Annotated in this window: 15 protein-coding genes and 1 pseudogene; 9 read left to right on the top strand and 7 right to left on the bottom strand. The window is 64.2% G+C overall.

Translation table 11 applies throughout. From position 1 onward, the window contains the following. Positions 1 to 42: 42 nt before the first annotated feature. From QZ588_RS08880 to QZ588_RS18110, 9 genes and pseudogenes are all read left to right on the top strand, one after another. On the top strand, positions 43 to 405 hold the full coding sequence (locus QZ588_RS08880; RefSeq protein WP_295541867.1) for a hypothetical protein: 363 nt from the start codon (positions 43 to 45) through the stop codon (positions 403 to 405). 168 nt (positions 406 to 573) lie between these two features. After that, positions 574 to 912 (top strand): hypothetical protein, encoded by a 339-nt coding sequence (locus QZ588_RS08875; RefSeq protein ID WP_295541866.1) that lies wholly within the window; start codon positions 574 to 576, stop codon positions 910 to 912. Positions 913 to 1,042: 130 nt separating this feature from the next. Then, a complete protein-coding gene (gene lanM / locus QZ588_RS08870) occupies positions 1,043 to 4,261 on the top strand; it encodes a type 2 lanthipeptide synthetase LanM (protein ID WP_295541864.1) in 3,219 nt (1,072 codons plus the stop codon). A 167-nt stretch (positions 4,262 to 4,428) separates the two neighbouring features. Then, on the top strand, positions 4,429 to 4,812 hold the full coding sequence (locus QZ588_RS08865) for a Nif11-like leader peptide family RiPP precursor (protein ID WP_295541862.1): 384 nt from the start codon (positions 4,429 to 4,431) through the stop codon (positions 4,810 to 4,812). A gap of 200 nt (positions 4,813 to 5,012) precedes the next feature. After that, positions 5,013 to 5,402: pseudogene (locus QZ588_RS08860) on the top strand (transposase zinc-binding domain-containing protein); the annotation flags it as partial. 379 nt (positions 5,403 to 5,781) lie between these two features. Further along, complete coding sequence (locus QZ588_RS08855) at positions 5,782 to 6,057, top strand: type II toxin-antitoxin system ParD family antitoxin (protein ID WP_295541860.1); 276 nt, start codon at positions 5,782 to 5,784, stop codon at positions 6,055 to 6,057. Between the two features lie 21 nt (positions 6,058 to 6,078). Continuing rightward, positions 6,079 to 6,375: a type II toxin-antitoxin system RelE/ParE family toxin gene (locus QZ588_RS08850; protein ID WP_295541858.1), complete on the top strand. Its 297-nt coding sequence runs from the start codon at positions 6,079 to 6,081 to the stop codon at positions 6,373 to 6,375. Then, complete coding sequence (locus tag QZ588_RS08845) at positions 6,324 to 7,076, top strand: DUF6444 domain-containing protein (RefSeq protein WP_295541856.1); 753 nt, start codon at positions 6,324 to 6,326, stop codon at positions 7,074 to 7,076. Before QZ588_RS08850 ends, QZ588_RS08845 begins: the two co-directional genes overlap by 52 nt. Then, on the top strand, positions 7,033 to 7,278 hold the full coding sequence (locus QZ588_RS18110; RefSeq protein WP_366929550.1) for a transposase: 246 nt from the start codon (positions 7,033 to 7,035) through the stop codon (positions 7,276 to 7,278). The genes QZ588_RS08845 and QZ588_RS18110 overlap by 44 nt, the downstream gene beginning before the upstream one ends. A gap of 315 nt (positions 7,279 to 7,593) precedes the next feature. On the opposite strand, the gene QZ588_RS08840 is transcribed toward QZ588_RS18110, so the two are convergent. The 7 genes from QZ588_RS08840 to yajC all read right to left on the bottom strand — a co-directional run bounded on the left by QZ588_RS08840 (position 7,594) and on the right by yajC (position 15,796). Then, the gene (locus QZ588_RS08840) at positions 7,594 to 9,942 is read right to left on the bottom strand and encodes a S8 family serine peptidase (RefSeq protein WP_295541855.1); all 2,349 of its coding nucleotides are present in this window, start codon (positions 9,940 to 9,942) and stop codon (positions 7,594 to 7,596) included. Between the two features lie 388 nt (positions 9,943 to 10,330). Next, positions 10,331 to 10,741 carry a hypothetical protein gene (locus tag QZ588_RS08835; protein WP_295541853.1) on the bottom strand — a complete coding sequence of 137 codons (411 nt, stop codon included), beginning with the start codon at positions 10,739 to 10,741 and terminating at the stop codon, positions 10,331 to 10,333. 116 nt (positions 10,742 to 10,857) lie between these two features. Further along, on the bottom strand, positions 10,858 to 11,472 hold the full coding sequence (locus QZ588_RS08830) for a 2OG-Fe(II) oxygenase (protein WP_295541852.1): 615 nt from the start codon (positions 11,470 to 11,472) through the stop codon (positions 10,858 to 10,860). Continuing rightward, on the bottom strand, positions 11,469 to 12,278 hold the full coding sequence (locus QZ588_RS08825) for an NRDE family protein (protein ID WP_295541850.1): 810 nt from the start codon (positions 12,276 to 12,278) through the stop codon (positions 11,469 to 11,471). The genes QZ588_RS08830 and QZ588_RS08825 overlap by 4 nt, the downstream gene beginning before the upstream one ends. A gap of 172 nt (positions 12,279 to 12,450) precedes the next feature. Further along, positions 12,451 to 13,407, bottom strand: a complete 957-nt coding sequence (gene secF, locus QZ588_RS08820; protein WP_295541848.1) for a protein translocase subunit SecF — start codon at positions 13,405 to 13,407, stop codon at positions 12,451 to 12,453. 33 nt (positions 13,408 to 13,440) lie between these two features. Then, entirely contained in the window at positions 13,441 to 15,297 is a 1,857-nt protein-coding gene (gene secD / locus QZ588_RS08815) for a protein translocase subunit SecD (RefSeq protein ID WP_295541846.1), read from the bottom strand. A gap of 169 nt (positions 15,298 to 15,466) precedes the next feature. Next, entirely contained in the window at positions 15,467 to 15,796 is a 330-nt protein-coding gene (yajC, locus tag QZ588_RS08810; RefSeq protein ID WP_295541845.1) for a preprotein translocase subunit YajC, read from the bottom strand. Between the last annotated feature and the right edge of the window lie 25 nt (positions 15,797 to 15,821).

The following is a 15,821-nucleotide window of genomic DNA, read 5'->3' as shown; positions in this document are numbered from 1 at the left end:
TTGCCCACAAGCCCTTACCGTTCCCAACCAGGAGTCCGTATCATGTCTGAAGCACTCGACCAGCTCAAGCAGCACCTTGAAACTGATACCGATTTTCAAACGGCGTACGCCAAGATCGTCCATGACCACCTGACACCGATGCTCCACGACCTCCAGGAGCTGTCGAAGACAGCGGGCATCGACATTACGGCCGACGAGCTGGGTCTCGGCATGGCGCAAGCCAACGCAGCCCTCAGCGATGCCGACCTTTCCGCCATCGCCGGCGGCGGCAGTACGGCCTGTTCAGCCACCGCGGCTGCAACCGGCGGCATTTGCGGCGCCTTCTGCATTTTGACCATTGGCGTATCAGCTGCAGCCTCCGGTGCAGTCGCAGGCGGTGCAACTGTCGTGTCTGCCTGCGTTTAGCGCTTTCCTGAATGGCGCAACGAACGCGGGAGCCCTCCGCATCAGTGACAGGCGTGAATGCAGGTGGCCACAACGCCGCTTTCACATCCCAACAGCGAGGTCGCAGATCAACGTCGACTCCGGCTTGTCAGTACAGCCCGTCATCATACCCAACCAAGAGGATACATCATGTCTGAAGCACTCGACCAGCTGAAGCAGCACCTTGAAGCCGACAGCGAGTTTCAAACGGCGTACGCCAAGATTGTCCATGAGCACCTGACCCCGATGCTCCAGGAGCTCCAGGCGCTGTCGAAGACAGCGGGCATCGACATTACGGCCGACGAGTTGGGTCTCGGCATGGCGCAAGCCAACGCAGCGCTCAGCGATGCGGATCTTTCCGCCGTTGCAGGCGGTGGTACCGTCTGCGCGGCTACAGTTGCGGCCGGCTGTACCGCCGGCGCGATCCTTACCCTGGGCGTCGCAGGAATCGCCTCGACCGTGGGAGTGGCCGCATCCGCCGCTGCCTAGCACGTCCGCCAAGTCGGCTCGCCGTCACACGCGCACGCCAGCCCTAAGGGAATTCCCTCAGCATCGCCGATCGCGTGCGACCCCGCCGCAGACGCCTGGCGTCTGTGGCGGTCACCCGAGTCCAACGACCATGAATGATCACCTGGCAACCCTGATAAAGCGCGCATCGGCGCCTTTCGACAGCACATTTGTGCCGGACGCTCTCGACCCAAGCGAACTAGACGACTATCAAAAGCGCCTCCACGAGGTTGTCAGCACCCGCTACGGCACCGTCGCTGCAGACAAGCGTCTCAACTCACTACCAGACTTCGATCTTCCATCGCATCCCCGTGACGCGGCCCCCGACGTCGACTATCCCAACGCAGATTGGGGGCGTACGCTTCAGGCCATTTTAACCTTCGCCTTCACCCCGGCCCACCACGACGCCGTGTTCCAGCCGCAGGAAGCGCCACCAACGTTTCCGGTCTTACGGCCTTTCCTCGCATACGCCCAGCATCAGCTCCAAGCCGATCTGAGGAACGCTGAGCTCACGTGCGGCGCCCGTCTCGACCAGCCAGCGCTCGAGGCACATGTGACCCGCTTAGCGAAGGTCAGTCTACGCTCGATCATCTATAAGATCGGCCTGTCGCGAATGCCTGCGTTTCTCTCCCTCGGACAAGAAGCACCAGAGGACGCCTATGCGAGGTTTTTCGAGGACGTGTGCGCGACGCAGGAATCCTACCTGGGATTCTTTGCGGACTTTCCCGTGCTGCTGCGCCATCTGACCATCATCACAGCGCAGCATATCGCGACGACCACACTTTTCATCCAACGACTGACTGCTGACTGGGAAGCGATCCAGCGCTTCTTACCGCTCGCGCAGGATAGCCTGAGCATAACGGATGTCGAGCTCCAGCTCTCCGACCCGCACGATAGCGGATACACTGTCGCTGCAATCACACTGAGCAGCGGCGAGCGCCTTTTCTACAAGCCGCGAGCGCTTGCGATCGATACCTTATACGGCGAGGTCATCACCTGGCTCAATCACCGGATGGGGGAAACGCATCTCCGGGCAGCGCCGGTGCTTGACCGCGGCACCTACGGGTGGGCCCGCAATGTCCCCGCACAAGACTGTGACGACGAATCCGCGATCCGCCTTTACTATTATCGGTTTGGGATATTGGCAGCCCTCGCCTTCGTGCTCCGTGGCACCGATCTCCATGAGGAGAACATCGTCCCTCATGGATCAACGCCGGTGCCGATCGATCTCGAGACGTTTTTTCTGGGCTGCCTGGATCTCAGCGAGCTTCACTTCGCAGAGACCGCTCCGCAATACCGCACCGTAAATGTCGGAACGACAATCATCCCACCGCGCTTCTTCTCCGGCGCCAGTGACTCAGAGGCGGTTGCCATCTCACCGCTCACCGGCCTGCGCCCGGGACAGCAATGGCCCGTGAAAGCCTGGAGGGTACGCAACCACGGACGCATTGATATCCAAATCGAATATTATCTCGACCGGCCTGATCGATCTCAGGCACTGCCGACACTGCGGGGCCGAAAAATTCCCGTGCCCGGCTACGAGAGTGCTCTGCTCGATGGCTTCTCGGAGGCTTATCGACTGATCAGCCAATCGCGTCGGGATATCTTGAAGATCATCAAACGATCCGCTGTCGATAATCAGGCAGTCGTTCGTGTGATGCTACGCGACTCAAACGAATACGGAAACACGCTGTTCTGGTGCTCCGCACCCGATAACATGACCTCGGGGCTGCGCTATGAGGCGGCGCTCGAAGCGGTTTGCGGCGGCGGCTTGCCCAACGAGCTGACACACCACCATGCGTCCATTGCCTTTTTCGAGAAGCTGGCACTGTGGAGCCAGGACTTGCCGCGGTTTTCGTCTCAGGTCAACACGCGCCATCTCAGAAGCGGCCACCACAGGGTGATCAGTGACTGCTTTTTTCAATCTGGCCTCGACGCCGTAGAGGCGCGACTGGCGCAATTATCGGACGCGGATCTAAGCTGGCAGCGTGAGCTCCTGCGCGGCTCTTTGAAAATGGCTGCTGCGCCGCTGCACCGGCCTGCGCCTGTTCAGCGCACAGGGGGCGCGGACGGGATGTTGAATGATGAAGAGCTTTTTACTGACACCGCACGACAACGCACGCGGGCTGCTAAGGTCATGCACGAGTGTCTCACAGCGCTGAAGGCCTTGCATGTTAGCGTAGACGGAAGACCCGCATGGCTGACGCTCTTGAACCCCGACAAAGCGCGGTCCTTGCACCTGACGCTCGCGCCTTCCTCGTCAAACCAGGGCAGTTGCGGCTACACGCTTTTTCAGGCAGCCGCGCTGCAATCGCACCAAGATCCCCATCCGGATCAGCTTCATGGGATAAAGTCCCAAGTCGAATCAGCACTGACGGACTGTAAAACGCTGCAGACTTTGACAAACCTGCAAAAGACCGGCATCGAAGGACTCTGCTCGACCACCTATCTCTGCCGGGTTACAGCCAATCTCTTCCCAGAGCAGCCGACATATGCACAGGACGTGGCTGCGTTAATCGATCACTACGAGGCAGACAGCTGGTACGATATCCATTCGGCCGACTTTCTATCAGGTGATACCGCAAACCTGATGACGTTGCTGCTCGCTTTTGACCTGACGGGAATAGAACGGTATCTGATCATTGCAGAGACCCTGGGGAAGCACCTGGTGGAGCGCTGCCAACTGACGGACGGACCCTGGACAGGCGGTTTCTCGACGAATGTATCCCACAATCCGGTCGTCGGTTTCGCCCATGGCGCCTCCGGGGTTGCGTACGCCTTGCATCGATTGTCGGAGCGCATCGGCGCGAAAGCCTGGATCGTCGACTCCATTCATAACGCACTGGCGTTTGAGCGGCGGATGCTCGACACGGACAAGGGAGTGTGGAAGAGCATCTGGAACGGTAAGGAGACAAAACTGATCCATGGCTGGTGCAACGGGCCAGCCGGGGTAGGTATGTCTCGAATCGAGCTGCTGCGATCGAATCTTCCGGTCGACAGGGATTTCCTGCTTCAGGATATTGACACGGCGTTTGGCTTCCTAGCGCACAACTATACCGCGGCGCATCACATGTGCTGTGGCGAAGCCTCGGTCATCCTGTTCCTCATCGAATGTACCGAGCTCGATGGCGAACGCTATCCGTCGTCCGCCGTCGACGCCCATGTCGGAAAGTTGCTGGATCATTATGATGGACATGGCTGGTTTCGGCTGCAGAGCCTGAACTCCCGTCCAATCATTCCCGGCTTCTTGGATGGCGTCTCGGGGATCGGCTTCACTCTGGCGCGTTACTGTCAGACACCAATCTCGTTCAACCCGCTATTGTTACGATAGCGGCGCACAATCGCTGGCTTGGCATGCTTTGGCCATGTCCGCAGCGGAGACGATTGAGCGCATCGGCGTTGCGGCTGATGCGGCTTGGGCAGGGGCCCAGCCCGGGCGGGTAAGCCTGCCGGGCTTATGTGGGTATCTGGAGCAAACTTTAACAGGTCGAGGTCACAATGAAAGACAACCAGTTCATCGCATTCCTCGATAGGACGACATGTGACCCTGCGTTGCGGGATGCGTTGAGAGCAGGGGGCGAGGATCAAGACGTCTTCGGGGTCGCCGCACAATTCGGTTATCGTTTTACGCAAGCGGATATCGATGAGGCTATGTGTCATGCACAGACCTTGGCTGACGATCAAAGCGCCGGTCCAGGCGTGTCATTGCTCAAAGGATATGTTGATAGAGACCTCTCGGACAAAGCGCTCGAAAGCGTCTCGGGTGGCAGCGTCAGCGTGTTGATTAGCCTGGGCATCGTCGGCATATTGGGATTAGTGGAGGGCTTAGACGGAAAAGTCACCCCGCACGCCAGCCAGGGCTATCATCGATACAAACCTTAGATGGCTGAGCGTTCGACGTACAGCCGGACATTAAGGTCCGTGCGTGTCAATGAGCACCGGACACATCAGCCTTCAAGGTGGCCACCGCCCGGTGGCACCATCAAGCTCCACGATCACGGCCGCAGGCCCACCGGAATCGGGGCGCCCGGCTAGAATATAGATCAATACAGTCAGGCGCCGCATTCCAGCCGGCTACCGACATGGCCGCCGCGGCACCGGGATGCGCACCTACCCCGGACTGCCGCCATCGTGAGCAAACCGTCCTCTACCAAGTCGTCCAGCAGCACCTGTAGACTTATCTGGCGCTCGCGGGGGAAGACGACTGGGACGGGCAGCGCGTGCCGGCCTACGTGGAACGCGAATTTCGGCGTTATCTGGAATGCGGCATCCTCGCCTATGGTTTTGCGAGGGCCAGAGGCCCAGGCTGCGGGCATGACTTCCTGGTCGCCTTCTCGTGCAAAGATCGCGGCCTGTGTCCGTCGTACAACGCCCGGCGCATGGCGGAGACCGCGGCGCACCTGGTCGATCACGTCATCCCGCCGCTGCCGGTGCGCCAGTGGGTCCGCTCGGTGCCCAAACGGCTGCGCTGGCCGATTTGAGATCAGGCGGAGCGCGAGCCGATGCCGGACTGGGACCTCCTCCAGCAGCCCGAGCCCGACTTCGCGTTCGATCAGCGCGGCGCCTGTTAGCCGCCGTCTCTCGCAGGGAACGGTGCGGCCCCTCTCGTCTGCCGGTGTCACCCTGCCCCGAAGATGCGCGCCCCGGCACACCAGAACGCGCGCGCCTGCACCGCCCCGACGCCCGTCAGCCCCGCCGTAGGGCGCTGACCCCGCACCCCACCCCCGCTGACCTCCTTCCTCGCGCCAACCTCGACGCTCAGGGTAGCTTGGATTTCCTATCCGTTGCGAAACAATATCCTTGCTCTATGGTAGGAAAGATTGCTACCTTTAAGCAAGGAGGATCTTTGTCATGGCCCATGTCGAAAAAGTGAGTGTCGCGCTGACGGCGGAGATGCTGGCCGCTGTCCGTGAAGCGGTTGAGAGTGGTGAATATGCCTCTAGCAGCGAAGTGATGCGCGAAGCGCTACGCGACTGGAAGCGTCGCCGTCTGCTTGAGCAACGCGAGATCGAGGAGTTGCGGTGTCTTTGGCAGGAAGGTCTCGAGAGTGGCTCGGGACGGTTTGCCGATATGGCGGCCATCAAGGCCGAGGCCCGGCGCCGGCTTGTCCAGGCGCAAGAACCATAAGCATCGAGTGCGTGAGGGAGCATGCCAACCATCCAGCGAACGGCGCAGGCCGAGGAAGACCTGATCGGGATCTGGCTTTACATCGCCCAGGACGATATTCACGCCGCCGACCGTCTGCTTGATGAGATCGAGGACACGCTCCAGCTTCTCGCGGACCAGCCCGCGCTTGGCCGTGCGCGACCCGATATCGCCCCGGCATTCCGCTACCTGCCGGTGCGGCGTTATCTGATCCTCTATCGTCCCGTCCAGGACGGTATCGAGATCGTGTGTGTCGTCCACGGCGCTCGCGATCTTCCGACGTTGATGACGGACACCTAATCCACCCGACCACGCCGGCCTCGCCGAGGCGCTGTCGGCAGTTTCCAGAACCCCGGATTGTCGTCCGGTCAGCTCGCCCGTCATGGTGTCGCCCTCCTCGTGCGGAGAACACCGCCCTTCGGGCTTTGGTGGAGCAGTTGCAGCAGCGCATCGCCGAGCTGGAAGCCCGCCTGAACAAGGACAGCCACAACTCCAACAAGGCGCCGTCTTCGGAGTCGCCGTTCAAGAAGCCACCGCCGCGCTCGCAGCGCGAGTCGGCCGGGCGCAAGCCGGGCGGGCAGAAGGGCCATCCAGGCGCCACGCGCGAGCTGGCCGAAGACCCGGACCAGCGCGTCACTGTAGCGCTGAGCGGTGAGTGCGATTGCGGGCGCGCCTGCGCCGCGATCGCCGCCGAGGGCCTGCCCGAGCGTCGGCAGGTCATTGAGCTTGAGATCCGGCGCAAGGTCATCGAGTACCGCATCGTCGCCGGCACCTGCGCCTGCGGGCACACGCACCGCAGCGAGTTTCCCGAGGGCGTCGCGGCACCGGTACAGTACGGTCCGAGTGTCTCGGCGCTGGCGGTCTACCTCACGCAATACCAACTGCTGCCCTATCAACGCACCGCCGAGCTGTTGGCGCAGGTCGGCGGCATCCCCCTCTCGCCGGGCAGCGTGCACCGTGCGGTCGCGCTCGCGGGCGTGCGGCTCGAGCCCCTGGAGTAAGGCCATCCATGACGCGCTCATCATCGCCGGCGTCGCCCACGCCGACGAGACCGGGATACGCGTTGGGACGAAACTGTACTGGCTGCATGTGCCGAGCACCCCCGCGCTGACGGCCTACTTTCCCCACCCCAAGCGCGGCGCAGCAGCGCGCCGAACTCGCCCGGCTCGCAGCGATCGGCCTGGTCGAGGATGCGCAATATGATTCTGGCAACCGGCCGGGGAATGTCGGCAGCCCCTCTGCGATCTCGTACTCTTGGAAGTGCAAGCTAACCATGACGACGAAGAACGCGGAGGCTCTGCCATGTCGTCTACCCGGCTGCAGCCTGGGCATCAAGGGTAGCGCGGCAACGCGCGGATTGCGGCGACAACCGGCGATCCAAGACGCCATGCTGCTGCGGGGCGGGGGGACGCACCGCGCTGGCGAGCCGGCGCAGGCGCTCGTCCTTGAGCTTCGGCGGGGTGTCCCGGGACGGGTTTCAGCAATACGTGACTCCGCAGTCTCGGCGACGCGCTCAACTCAATTCGCGATAGGCCCTGAATCGGCTTCAGGATCGGCTTCGGGCGCGGTAGCACCGCCCAGCCCCATGTCCAGCGTCACCTCGTCGAGGAAGAGGTTGTCGCGGTCCATTCGGCCGTTCGCAACGGTATCGACGCCGACATAGAAACGGTAGCGCGCGGGCAGCGTTTCCTGGATACCGATGATATCCAGCCAGCCTACGTCGGGTCTGGTCAGGGTGACATCGCTCTGGAAAGGCGTCAGGCCCCGCGGCCTGGTCCCGGCGTAGACCCAACGTTGCGCGTCGGCTGAGCCTACCAGGCTGTACCAGTCCCGTCCGGCTTGTGCGACGAAATACAGGTCCACTGGGCGGTTGATGATGGCCTGGCCCACGCTGAGAAGGGCGGAAATCGCCACGGGTTGGTTGCCCGCCGAGAGGGTTTCGCGCTTGCCGTTTGCCGTCACGTCGACGGTGATCGCGTCGGCCGCTACGAACCGCGCGTTGGCGACCGCCAGGGGATCGATCCAGCCGAAACCCTCCTTGAACGTGTAGGCCTGGCCGTTGTTCCAGGGGAGCGTGGCCCGCCTGAAGGCGGCCTTGAGGTCATCCGGCGACAAGCTGGGGTCGTAGGACAACAATAGGGCCGCCGCGGCGGCGGCGTTGGGCGCGGCGGCGGAGGTGCCGTAGAACTCGCCCTGGAAGCGCGGGGCGTTCGCAGCCCAGACCTGCACGCCGTCCGGCGCCAGCATCCAGGGCTGCTGCGGGACGTCATACATCGGTTTGCCGGATGTATCGAAAAAGATCGGCGTCCCGCCGAGCGAGGAGTAGGTGGTCGCCTGGGCCGGATACTGACCAAAATAGGGCGTCTGCGGCCAGTTCGCGGCGCCGATCGCCATGGCGCCTTGGGCGCTTACGTGGCCGAAGACCGTTGAGCTGTTGGTGCGGTAGGTGAGGATTTCGGCGCTGTTGATGCTTGGCACGATGTATTTGAGCAGCCGCGTCTGCGGGCCCTCTGCGTGCATGAGCACGAGGTTGAAGTATTCATCAGGGCCGGGAGTACCGTCGACATCGATGCTCCCGTCATTCTTGAATTCGAAACCCTCCAGGGGATCACGGTCGATATTTCCCGCGAAGCTGCCGGCGAGCACAATCGATTTGCCCTCGCCGTCGCCCACCAAGGCGATATCGAAGTCGCTGGCGGCGCCGGCGCAGGGCTCGAGGCACTGACTCGCCGCCGGATCGTTCCACTGGAATACAAAGGTGATGGGCTTAGAGCCCACCGGGACCTTGATGCGCTGGTAGGCGTCCACCGCCGGCGTGGGATCGAAGTCGTGCAGCTCGGCGCCGGTGGGCCCGAATAGACCCGATGGGCTGAACCAGGCGCTATATGAGTCGTCAGCGCTGTTGCCGGCCGCGGTGTAGTAGCTGACACCGACATCCCTGACCGCGTTGACCGCCGCCGACCAGAGGCCGACCTGGAAGAATGGCTCGGTGAAGATGCCGACATCATCCACGATCACCTGTGCGCTCACGCCGGGGGAGGGCTCGCAGTCCGCGGCGAGCGCCGGCGGGAGTACGTCCGGGCATCCTGCCAGTTCTAGCACCTTAAGGGCGACGCCGGCGTCTCCGCCGGCGTCCGACTGGAACGCAAGCTCAGCGCCGGGTGCGACCTTGTGGATGAGCTGCATCATCGCGCGGCCCTCGTCGTTGCCGGACGCCGCATCAGACAGGACCGCCACGCCAGATGGAAGACGCCCCTGGGCGACGTCCTCCGGCGCACCGCCGTTGGCGTCATAGCTGTCGGAAATCACGCCGACCATGACGCCCGTCCCGTCCACCGCATAGCGCTCACGCAGCAGATTGGTGGCCATGGCGAGATCGCCCTGATCGCCTACCTGCCCGGGAGGCGTCTGCGCCGGAGCAACCTGGTCCTCCGGCAGCATTGGCGTCTTCGGCATCGGCCGTGGCACAGGTCGCAGGACGCGAATCTGGTGCACATCCTCGAGGCGCGGAATTTGCGCAATCGGGAACCAGCCGAATACCTTGGGACCAAAGCGCTTCGCGTCCGCCATGCCCAGTCGGGTCAATGCCGCCTTCAGCGCAACCGGATCATCGCCGGAGGCTTCGATCAGCACCCTGCCCTGCTTGATCTGGTAGAGGCCGCCGTGATTGTGCCGGGTGAGGGCGCCCAATGCCGACGCCGCAGGCGCGCCGCGGCTCGCCTGATAGAGGCGACTGAGACTTGCGGGGACACGTGCATGCTTCTGGGCGGCCAGCGCCGCGAGGTCGATGGTGCTCGCCGGCGCCTGTGCGAGCGATGTCGCGCTGATCAACAGCCCTAACCAGAAGACACAAAGCTTTGTGCTCAATGCCGTTACCTCTAAGCGAAAATTCTTGGGAATGCCGACGTCAGGCGGGCGCCGGGCCGGACACGACCACAGCGAAGGCGTGCAACACCGCCCGACCCGCAAAATGTCTCAAAACCGTTGCGGCGGCCAACATAGGTGGCGCCATCGACTGGGGCAACCCAACACCGGCACATTGCAAGATTTGGTAAGCGGAGTCTTTCGCACCACGGCGACGCCAGGAACCCCTGACCACCAGTCGATCACCACCCCCGCGCCGTCGGCGGAGTACTGATCCGTCGACCGCGCTCGTGTCGGGCTCATGTGCTCAATGGCGCATCAGCGCGATGATGATCGCTGCGGTTATGCGCCCCGCCTGACGGGAGACCCGGGCGGTATCAGCCGATCTGGGTCAGCCAACCGAGCCCGCATCGGCGAGCGCTTGTCGCAGGGCTGCCGCCATCGTCGCCTCGCCAACGGGCAGCGCCAGCGCCGCGAACACCGGAAAACGTGCGCGCAGCGTGTCGAGCTTGTGCTGATATTCCGGTTGGTAGATGCAGATGACCCGGACCTCGGGGTGCTTTTGCAGGCGCGCCATCAGGGTCTCGAGGTTGCTCGTGCGGTCGCGAAAATCGGACTGGAAGTTGTATTCGGCGACGATGACATCCGGCACCCGGCGCTTGAGGGCCGCCTGGGCCTTGCGCTGGGAGCTCACCAGCTCGGCCTCGAAGCCCAGGCGCTTGTAGAGCGGCACAAAGTTGGGATAACCGCCGAGCTCGATGATGGCGAGCAGGCTGGGCTGAGGGTGCTGCGCTGGGCTCATGGGATGACGGCTGCGACCTCAGTGGGTCCTCTCAGCGCGACGGCGTCGCACGGAGCGCGGAGACCGGGGGACGGCACGCCGGATGTGGGGCGCACATCTTGCCTGCACCAGACGTGCTAAGCGAAGACCACCCAGGTGGTTGCGATGTATTTCACGCCTGCGTCCAGCCGATTGGCCCGGTGCTCATGGGTCCAGAAGGGCGGGAAGAGGATGAGCTTGCCGCGCTCGGGGCGGATGCTGAGATTTTGGTACAGGAACTGGGTCTCGCCGCCGGGGCCGGGGACATCGTTCAGGTACCAGATCGCCACCAGTTGGCGTTGGCTCAGCTCGTGGCTGCCGCCGTCCACATGCCAGTGGTAGAACTGGCCCGGCCGGTAGCGCTGGACCTGGTAGCCCATATCCTTGAACGGACCTTTGAAGTACGGATAGGTCTCGCGAAACTCCTGCATCGCCGCGGCCAGGGAGCGAAAGAACATCTGGTCTGCGTCTTTCCAGTCGGCCTTATTGCTGACCACCAGATCCGTGGTCTGCTTGATGGACGCCATTTCCTCCCGCAGCTGGCCGACGCGACCGGCGTACTGCTGCGCCGGGTTGGCCTCGAAGCGGCTCACCACCTCGTCGCAAAAGCTGGGGGGCAGCGCCCCCCGGCGCTCGAAGACGAAGCTGCCGGCTGCCACCTCTTGCAACGTCTTGAGGGGCGGAACGGGGCGATCGGGGTCGAGTGGGCTCATGCGTCGTCCGGGGTCTGTGAATCGTCGGGGGCCGTCATGGCCACGGGCCGGAAGGCCGTACGATCCGGGGGCCCGTCCGCGTGCAGGAAGACCGGCAGCGCGTCGAAGCCCGGGTAGGCGGGGATGGCAATGAGACTGCTGGCGCGTGTGCCATAGTCGCCGCCATCGACCTGGATATGGTCGAGGGTCATCGCCGCCAAGCGCGCCGCGAGCGGTGCGTCGTCCGCCGCCCGTCGGCCGAGCAGCTCGATCCAGCCGCGCCAGTCGCCGCCGTCGGCGCTCGGTGCCGGCGGGGCGACGGCGCGAAAGGCGGGCAGAAACGCGGCGATGCGCGGCTCGGCCGGATCATCCAGATCACCGGCCGTCAGCATGTGCAGGCCCGGCGGGACCGCATGCACGCGGATCTCGTCGTCGCCGCCATGGCGCACCCAGTAGCAATCCTTGGGATCGGCGATCAGCAGATTGAAAGGGCGGTAGGCGCCCGGGTACAGGTCGGCCAAGGCGCCGGCGGCGGCCCTGGCCTCGGCGTGGTCCAGCGCCTCCAGCACCAATTCGCCGCGGCTGCGCCGGCCGGGCTCCGGGCCCAGGGTGCCAGTGCGATTCAGCACAGCCGCCACCACGCCGTGATCGTTGACGCCGAGCCAGCTGCCGTCGGCGAGCTCGTCGAGGCCCGCGACCACGTCCGGGCGATCCGGCCAGTGTCGCGCCGGCGGCTGCGACGCCCGCGCGCGCAGCTCGTCGCGATTGGCCGCCAGCAGCAGCGGCCAAGCGTGTTCGGGGCGGCGCAGGATCACGACAGTGCACATGCGGTGGAGCCAGTAGCTGGTGGGACGTAGCTGGGGGGACGCATCTGGTGGGCTGGCAGCGGGGGGCCGGCAGCTGGGAACCGGGGGCGCCGGGCGACGGCGGCCGTCTGCGCCGATCCAGCGCCCGCAGCCTGGCCCCTGAGCACCCAGATCCTAGCGCCCGCAGCCTCCCTCAAGGCCGGTCATCGACGACTTCGCCTTCCTTGACCGCCGGTGCCGGTAGCAGATCCGCTTTGCTGACGCCGAGCCACACGGCCATGGCGGTGGCGATGTAGATGGTGGAGTAGGTACCCACCAGCACGCCGATGATCAAAGCCAGCGAGAAGCCTTCGATGGCGGCGCCGCCGAGGAAGTAGAGCGCCAACAGCACCAGCAGGGTGGTGCCGGAGGTGATGATGGTCCGCGAGAGGGTCTGGTTGATGGAGCGGTTGCAGATCTCGATGACCGAGCCCTTGCGCATCTTGCGGAAGTTCTCGCGGATGCGGTCGAAGATGACGATGGTGTCGTTGAGGGAGTAGCCGATGACCGCCAGCACCGCCGCGAGCACCGTCAGGTCGAACTCGATGAGGAACACGGAGAAGATGCCGACGGTGACGATGACGTCGTGCACCAGTGCCGCCACGGCGCCCAGGGCGAAGCGCCACTCGAAGCGCACGGCGACATAGATGAGGATACCAATGAGGGCGAAGAGCACCGCCAGGCCGCCCTGCTCGCGCAATTGCTCGCCGACCTGCGGGCCGACGAATTCCACCCGCCGCAGCTCGAGGCCACTGGCGGCGGCATCGCTGAGGATGCGCACCACCTGGTCGCTGCGCTGGGCGCTCGCGGCCTCACCTTCCTGCGCCGGCGGCAGACGGATGAGGATGTCGCTGCTCGAGCCGAAGTACTGCACGACAGCGTCCGCAAAATCGTTGTTGGTCAGGGTATCCGTGACTGCGGCGATCTCTACGGGCGCTGCGTAGCCGAGCTCGATGACGGTACCGCCGGTGAAATCCAGCCCGAGCTCGAAGCCGCGAAACAGCATCGACCCCAGACAGAGCACGAGCACAATGCCAGAGAGCACAGCGGCGATGTACCGCTTGCCCATGAAGTTGATATCGAGCGCCTTGAGGATCTGCGCAGGGGCCATGGCTGGGTCTTCTCCGTCGGATGACGTGCTGGGTCAGATGGCGAGCTTGGGCACACGGCGGCCGCCGTAGATCAGGTTGATCACCGCACGGGAGCCGAGGATGGCCGTGAACATGGAGGTGAGGATGCCGATGAACAGCGTCACCGCAAAGCCCTTGATGGGCCCGGTGCCGAAGCTGAACAGCACGATGGCGGCAATCAGCGTCGTGATGTTGGCATCGACGATGGTGGACAGGGCCTTGTCGTAACCGGCGTGGATGCTCGCCTGGGGGCTGGAGCCGTTACGGATCTCCTCGCGGATGCGCTCGAAGATCAGCACGTTGGCGTCCACCGCCATACCCACCGTCAGCACGATACCGGCGATGCCTGGCATGGTGAGCGTCGCCTGCAGCGCCGAGAGTACGGCGACGATGAGCACCAGGTTCACCACCAGCACCAGATCCGCCACCAGGCCGAATACGCGGTAGTAGAGCGCCATGAACACCACCACCAGCGCCAGGCCGATGAGCACCGAGCGGAAGCCCTGATCGATGTTGTCCTGCCCCAGGCTCGGGCCGATGGTGCGCTCCTCGACGATCTCGATGGGCGCCGCCAGGGCGCCGGCACGCAGCAAAAGCGCCAGGTTATGGGCTTCATCGGAGCTATCGAGGCCGGTGGTCTGGAAGCGCCGGCCGAAGGGCTCCAGGATGTTGGCGACGCTGATGACCTCTTCGGTGCGCTCGCGCGCCTTCACCGGCTCGCCGTCCACCATGCGGGTGATGGTGCGGCTCTCGATGAAGACCACCGCCATCGGCTTGCCGACGTTCTCGGTGGTCACACTGCGCATGCGTCGGGCGCCCTGGCCGTCCAGATTCACGAACACCGCCGGTGATCCGGACTGCTGGTCGAAGCCGGCGGAGGCGTCGGTGATCTGGTCACCTGTCACGATGACCCGTCGGCTCAGCAGGATGGGCTGACCGTTGCGCTCGCGATAAAGCGCCGAGCCCACGGGCACACGGCCGTCGAGGGCATCGCGCACGTCGTGCTCGGTGTCCACCAGCCGATACTCCAGGGTCGCCGTGGCACCGAGCAGCTCTTTCAGCCGCGCCGGGTCTTGGGCGCCCGGCAGCTGCACCACGATGCGCCGCTCGCCTTGTCGGGCGATGATGGGCTCGGCAACACCAAGGGCATTGACACGGTTGCGCAGCGTGGTGATGTTCTGCTCCAGCGCGAAGTCCTTCACCTCTTCCTTGATCTGTGGCGGCAGGGAAGCATAGACGAAGTAGTTACCCGCCTCCTCGTCCGTCTCCACCGTCAGATCCCGGAACTCTTTGCGGATGATCTGCTGCGCCTCGTCCCGAGCCGTTTCGTCGCGGAAGCGCACCGCAATCCGGCCTTGGTCCCGGGTGATGGTGAGATAGCGGACCTTCTGCTTGCGCAGTTCGGTGCGGAAGTCGCCGGTGTAACGCTCCAGGGCCTGGTCCACCGCGGCGTCCATGTCCACATCGATGAGCACATGGATACCGCCGCGCAGATCCAGCCCCAGGAACATCGGCTGGGCATTCAGGGCCGTCAGCCAGCCCGGCAGATCAGGGGCGGTGGTGAGGGCGCTGTTGTAGCGGTCCGCGAGGATCTGCTGCATCACCTCGCCGCCGCGCAACTGCTCGCTTGGAGTCGTGAAGCGCACCAAAAGCTTGTCGTCCGGCAGCTGCTCGATGTCCTTCACCGGTACGCCGGCGTTCTCCATGGCGGCGGCGATCTCCGCGGCGCTGGCCGCGGTGACGGGTTGGTCGCGGATGCCCGTGACCTGAATGGAGGGGTCCTGCGGGAACAGATTCGGCAGCGCATACAGCAGCCCAATCAGTACCACGGCCAGGATGAGCAGATTCTTCCACAGTGGATAGCGGTTCATGGCTGAGGCTTCTTGGGGGCTTCCTCGGGGGCGGCGGCGCCAGACGCGGGCACATGGCCCCGCCGCCCGGTCGAACAGCCGCCGACGATGGGCCGCAGCGCATGGTGCCAGCGGGCCGGCGCCGCGGGGGCGCGGACCTGACGTCTAGAGCCGCGGGGTGGGGCGGCGCTCAGAGCTCTTTCAGCTGGCCCTTGGGCAGCAGCACTTCCACGGCGGAGCGGCGGATTTTGATGCGCACGTTGTCGGCGACTTCGAGCTGGGCGAAGTTTTCGCCGAGCTCGACGATGCGCCCGGCGACGCCGCCCATGGTCACCACCTCGTCGCCCTTGCCCAGGCCTTCGATGAGCTTTTTGTGCTCTTTCTGGCGCTTGATCTGCGGGCGGATCATGAGGAAGTAGAGGATGACGATGAGGCCGACTGGAAACAGCAGCCCCAGCAGCGGATCGCCGGCCGGGGCCGCCTCGCCCTGGGCCATGGCGTCGGAGATGAAAAAGCTCATGAGTAGTCCTCGCTGCCGCGCGATG

This window comes from uncultured Thiohalocapsa sp., assembly GCF_913062725.1.
Classification (GTDB): domain Bacteria; phylum Pseudomonadota; class Gammaproteobacteria; order Chromatiales; family Chromatiaceae; genus Thiohalocapsa.
This window is presented reverse-complemented; position numbering and strand designations above follow the sequence as displayed.

Coding starts and splice junctions, on each gene's coding strand:
- QZ588_RS08880 (WP_295541867.1), top strand. CDS start 43: ATGTCTGAAGCACTCGACCAGCTCAAGCAGCACCTTGAAACTGATACC.
- QZ588_RS08875 (WP_295541866.1), top strand. CDS start 574: ATGTCTGAAGCACTCGACCAGCTGAAGCAGCACCTTGAAGCCGACAGC.
- lanM (WP_295541864.1), top strand. CDS start 1,043: ATGAATGATCACCTGGCAACCCTGATAAAGCGCGCATCGGCGCCTTTC.
- QZ588_RS08865 (WP_295541862.1), top strand. CDS start 4,429: ATGAAAGACAACCAGTTCATCGCATTCCTCGATAGGACGACATGTGAC.
- QZ588_RS08855 (WP_295541860.1), top strand. CDS start 5,782: ATGGCCCATGTCGAAAAAGTGAGTGTCGCGCTGACGGCGGAGATGCTG.
- QZ588_RS08850 (WP_295541858.1), top strand. CDS start 6,079: ATGCCAACCATCCAGCGAACGGCGCAGGCCGAGGAAGACCTGATCGGG.
- QZ588_RS08835 (WP_295541853.1), bottom strand. CDS start 10,741: ATGAGCCCAGCGCAGCACCCTCAGCCCAGCCTGCTCGCCATCATCGAG.
- QZ588_RS08830 (WP_295541852.1), bottom strand. CDS start 11,472: ATGAGCCCACTCGACCCCGATCGCCCCGTTCCGCCCCTCAAGACGTTG.
- QZ588_RS08825 (WP_295541850.1), bottom strand. CDS start 12,278: ATGTGCACTGTCGTGATCCTGCGCCGCCCCGAACACGCTTGGCCGCTG.
- secF (WP_295541848.1), bottom strand. CDS start 13,407: ATGGCCCCTGCGCAGATCCTCAAGGCGCTCGATATCAACTTCATGGGC.
- secD (WP_295541846.1), bottom strand. CDS start 15,297: ATGAACCGCTATCCACTGTGGAAGAATCTGCTCATCCTGGCCGTGGTA.
- yajC (WP_295541845.1), bottom strand. CDS start 15,796: ATGAGCTTTTTCATCTCCGACGCCATGGCCCAGGGCGAGGCGGCCCCG.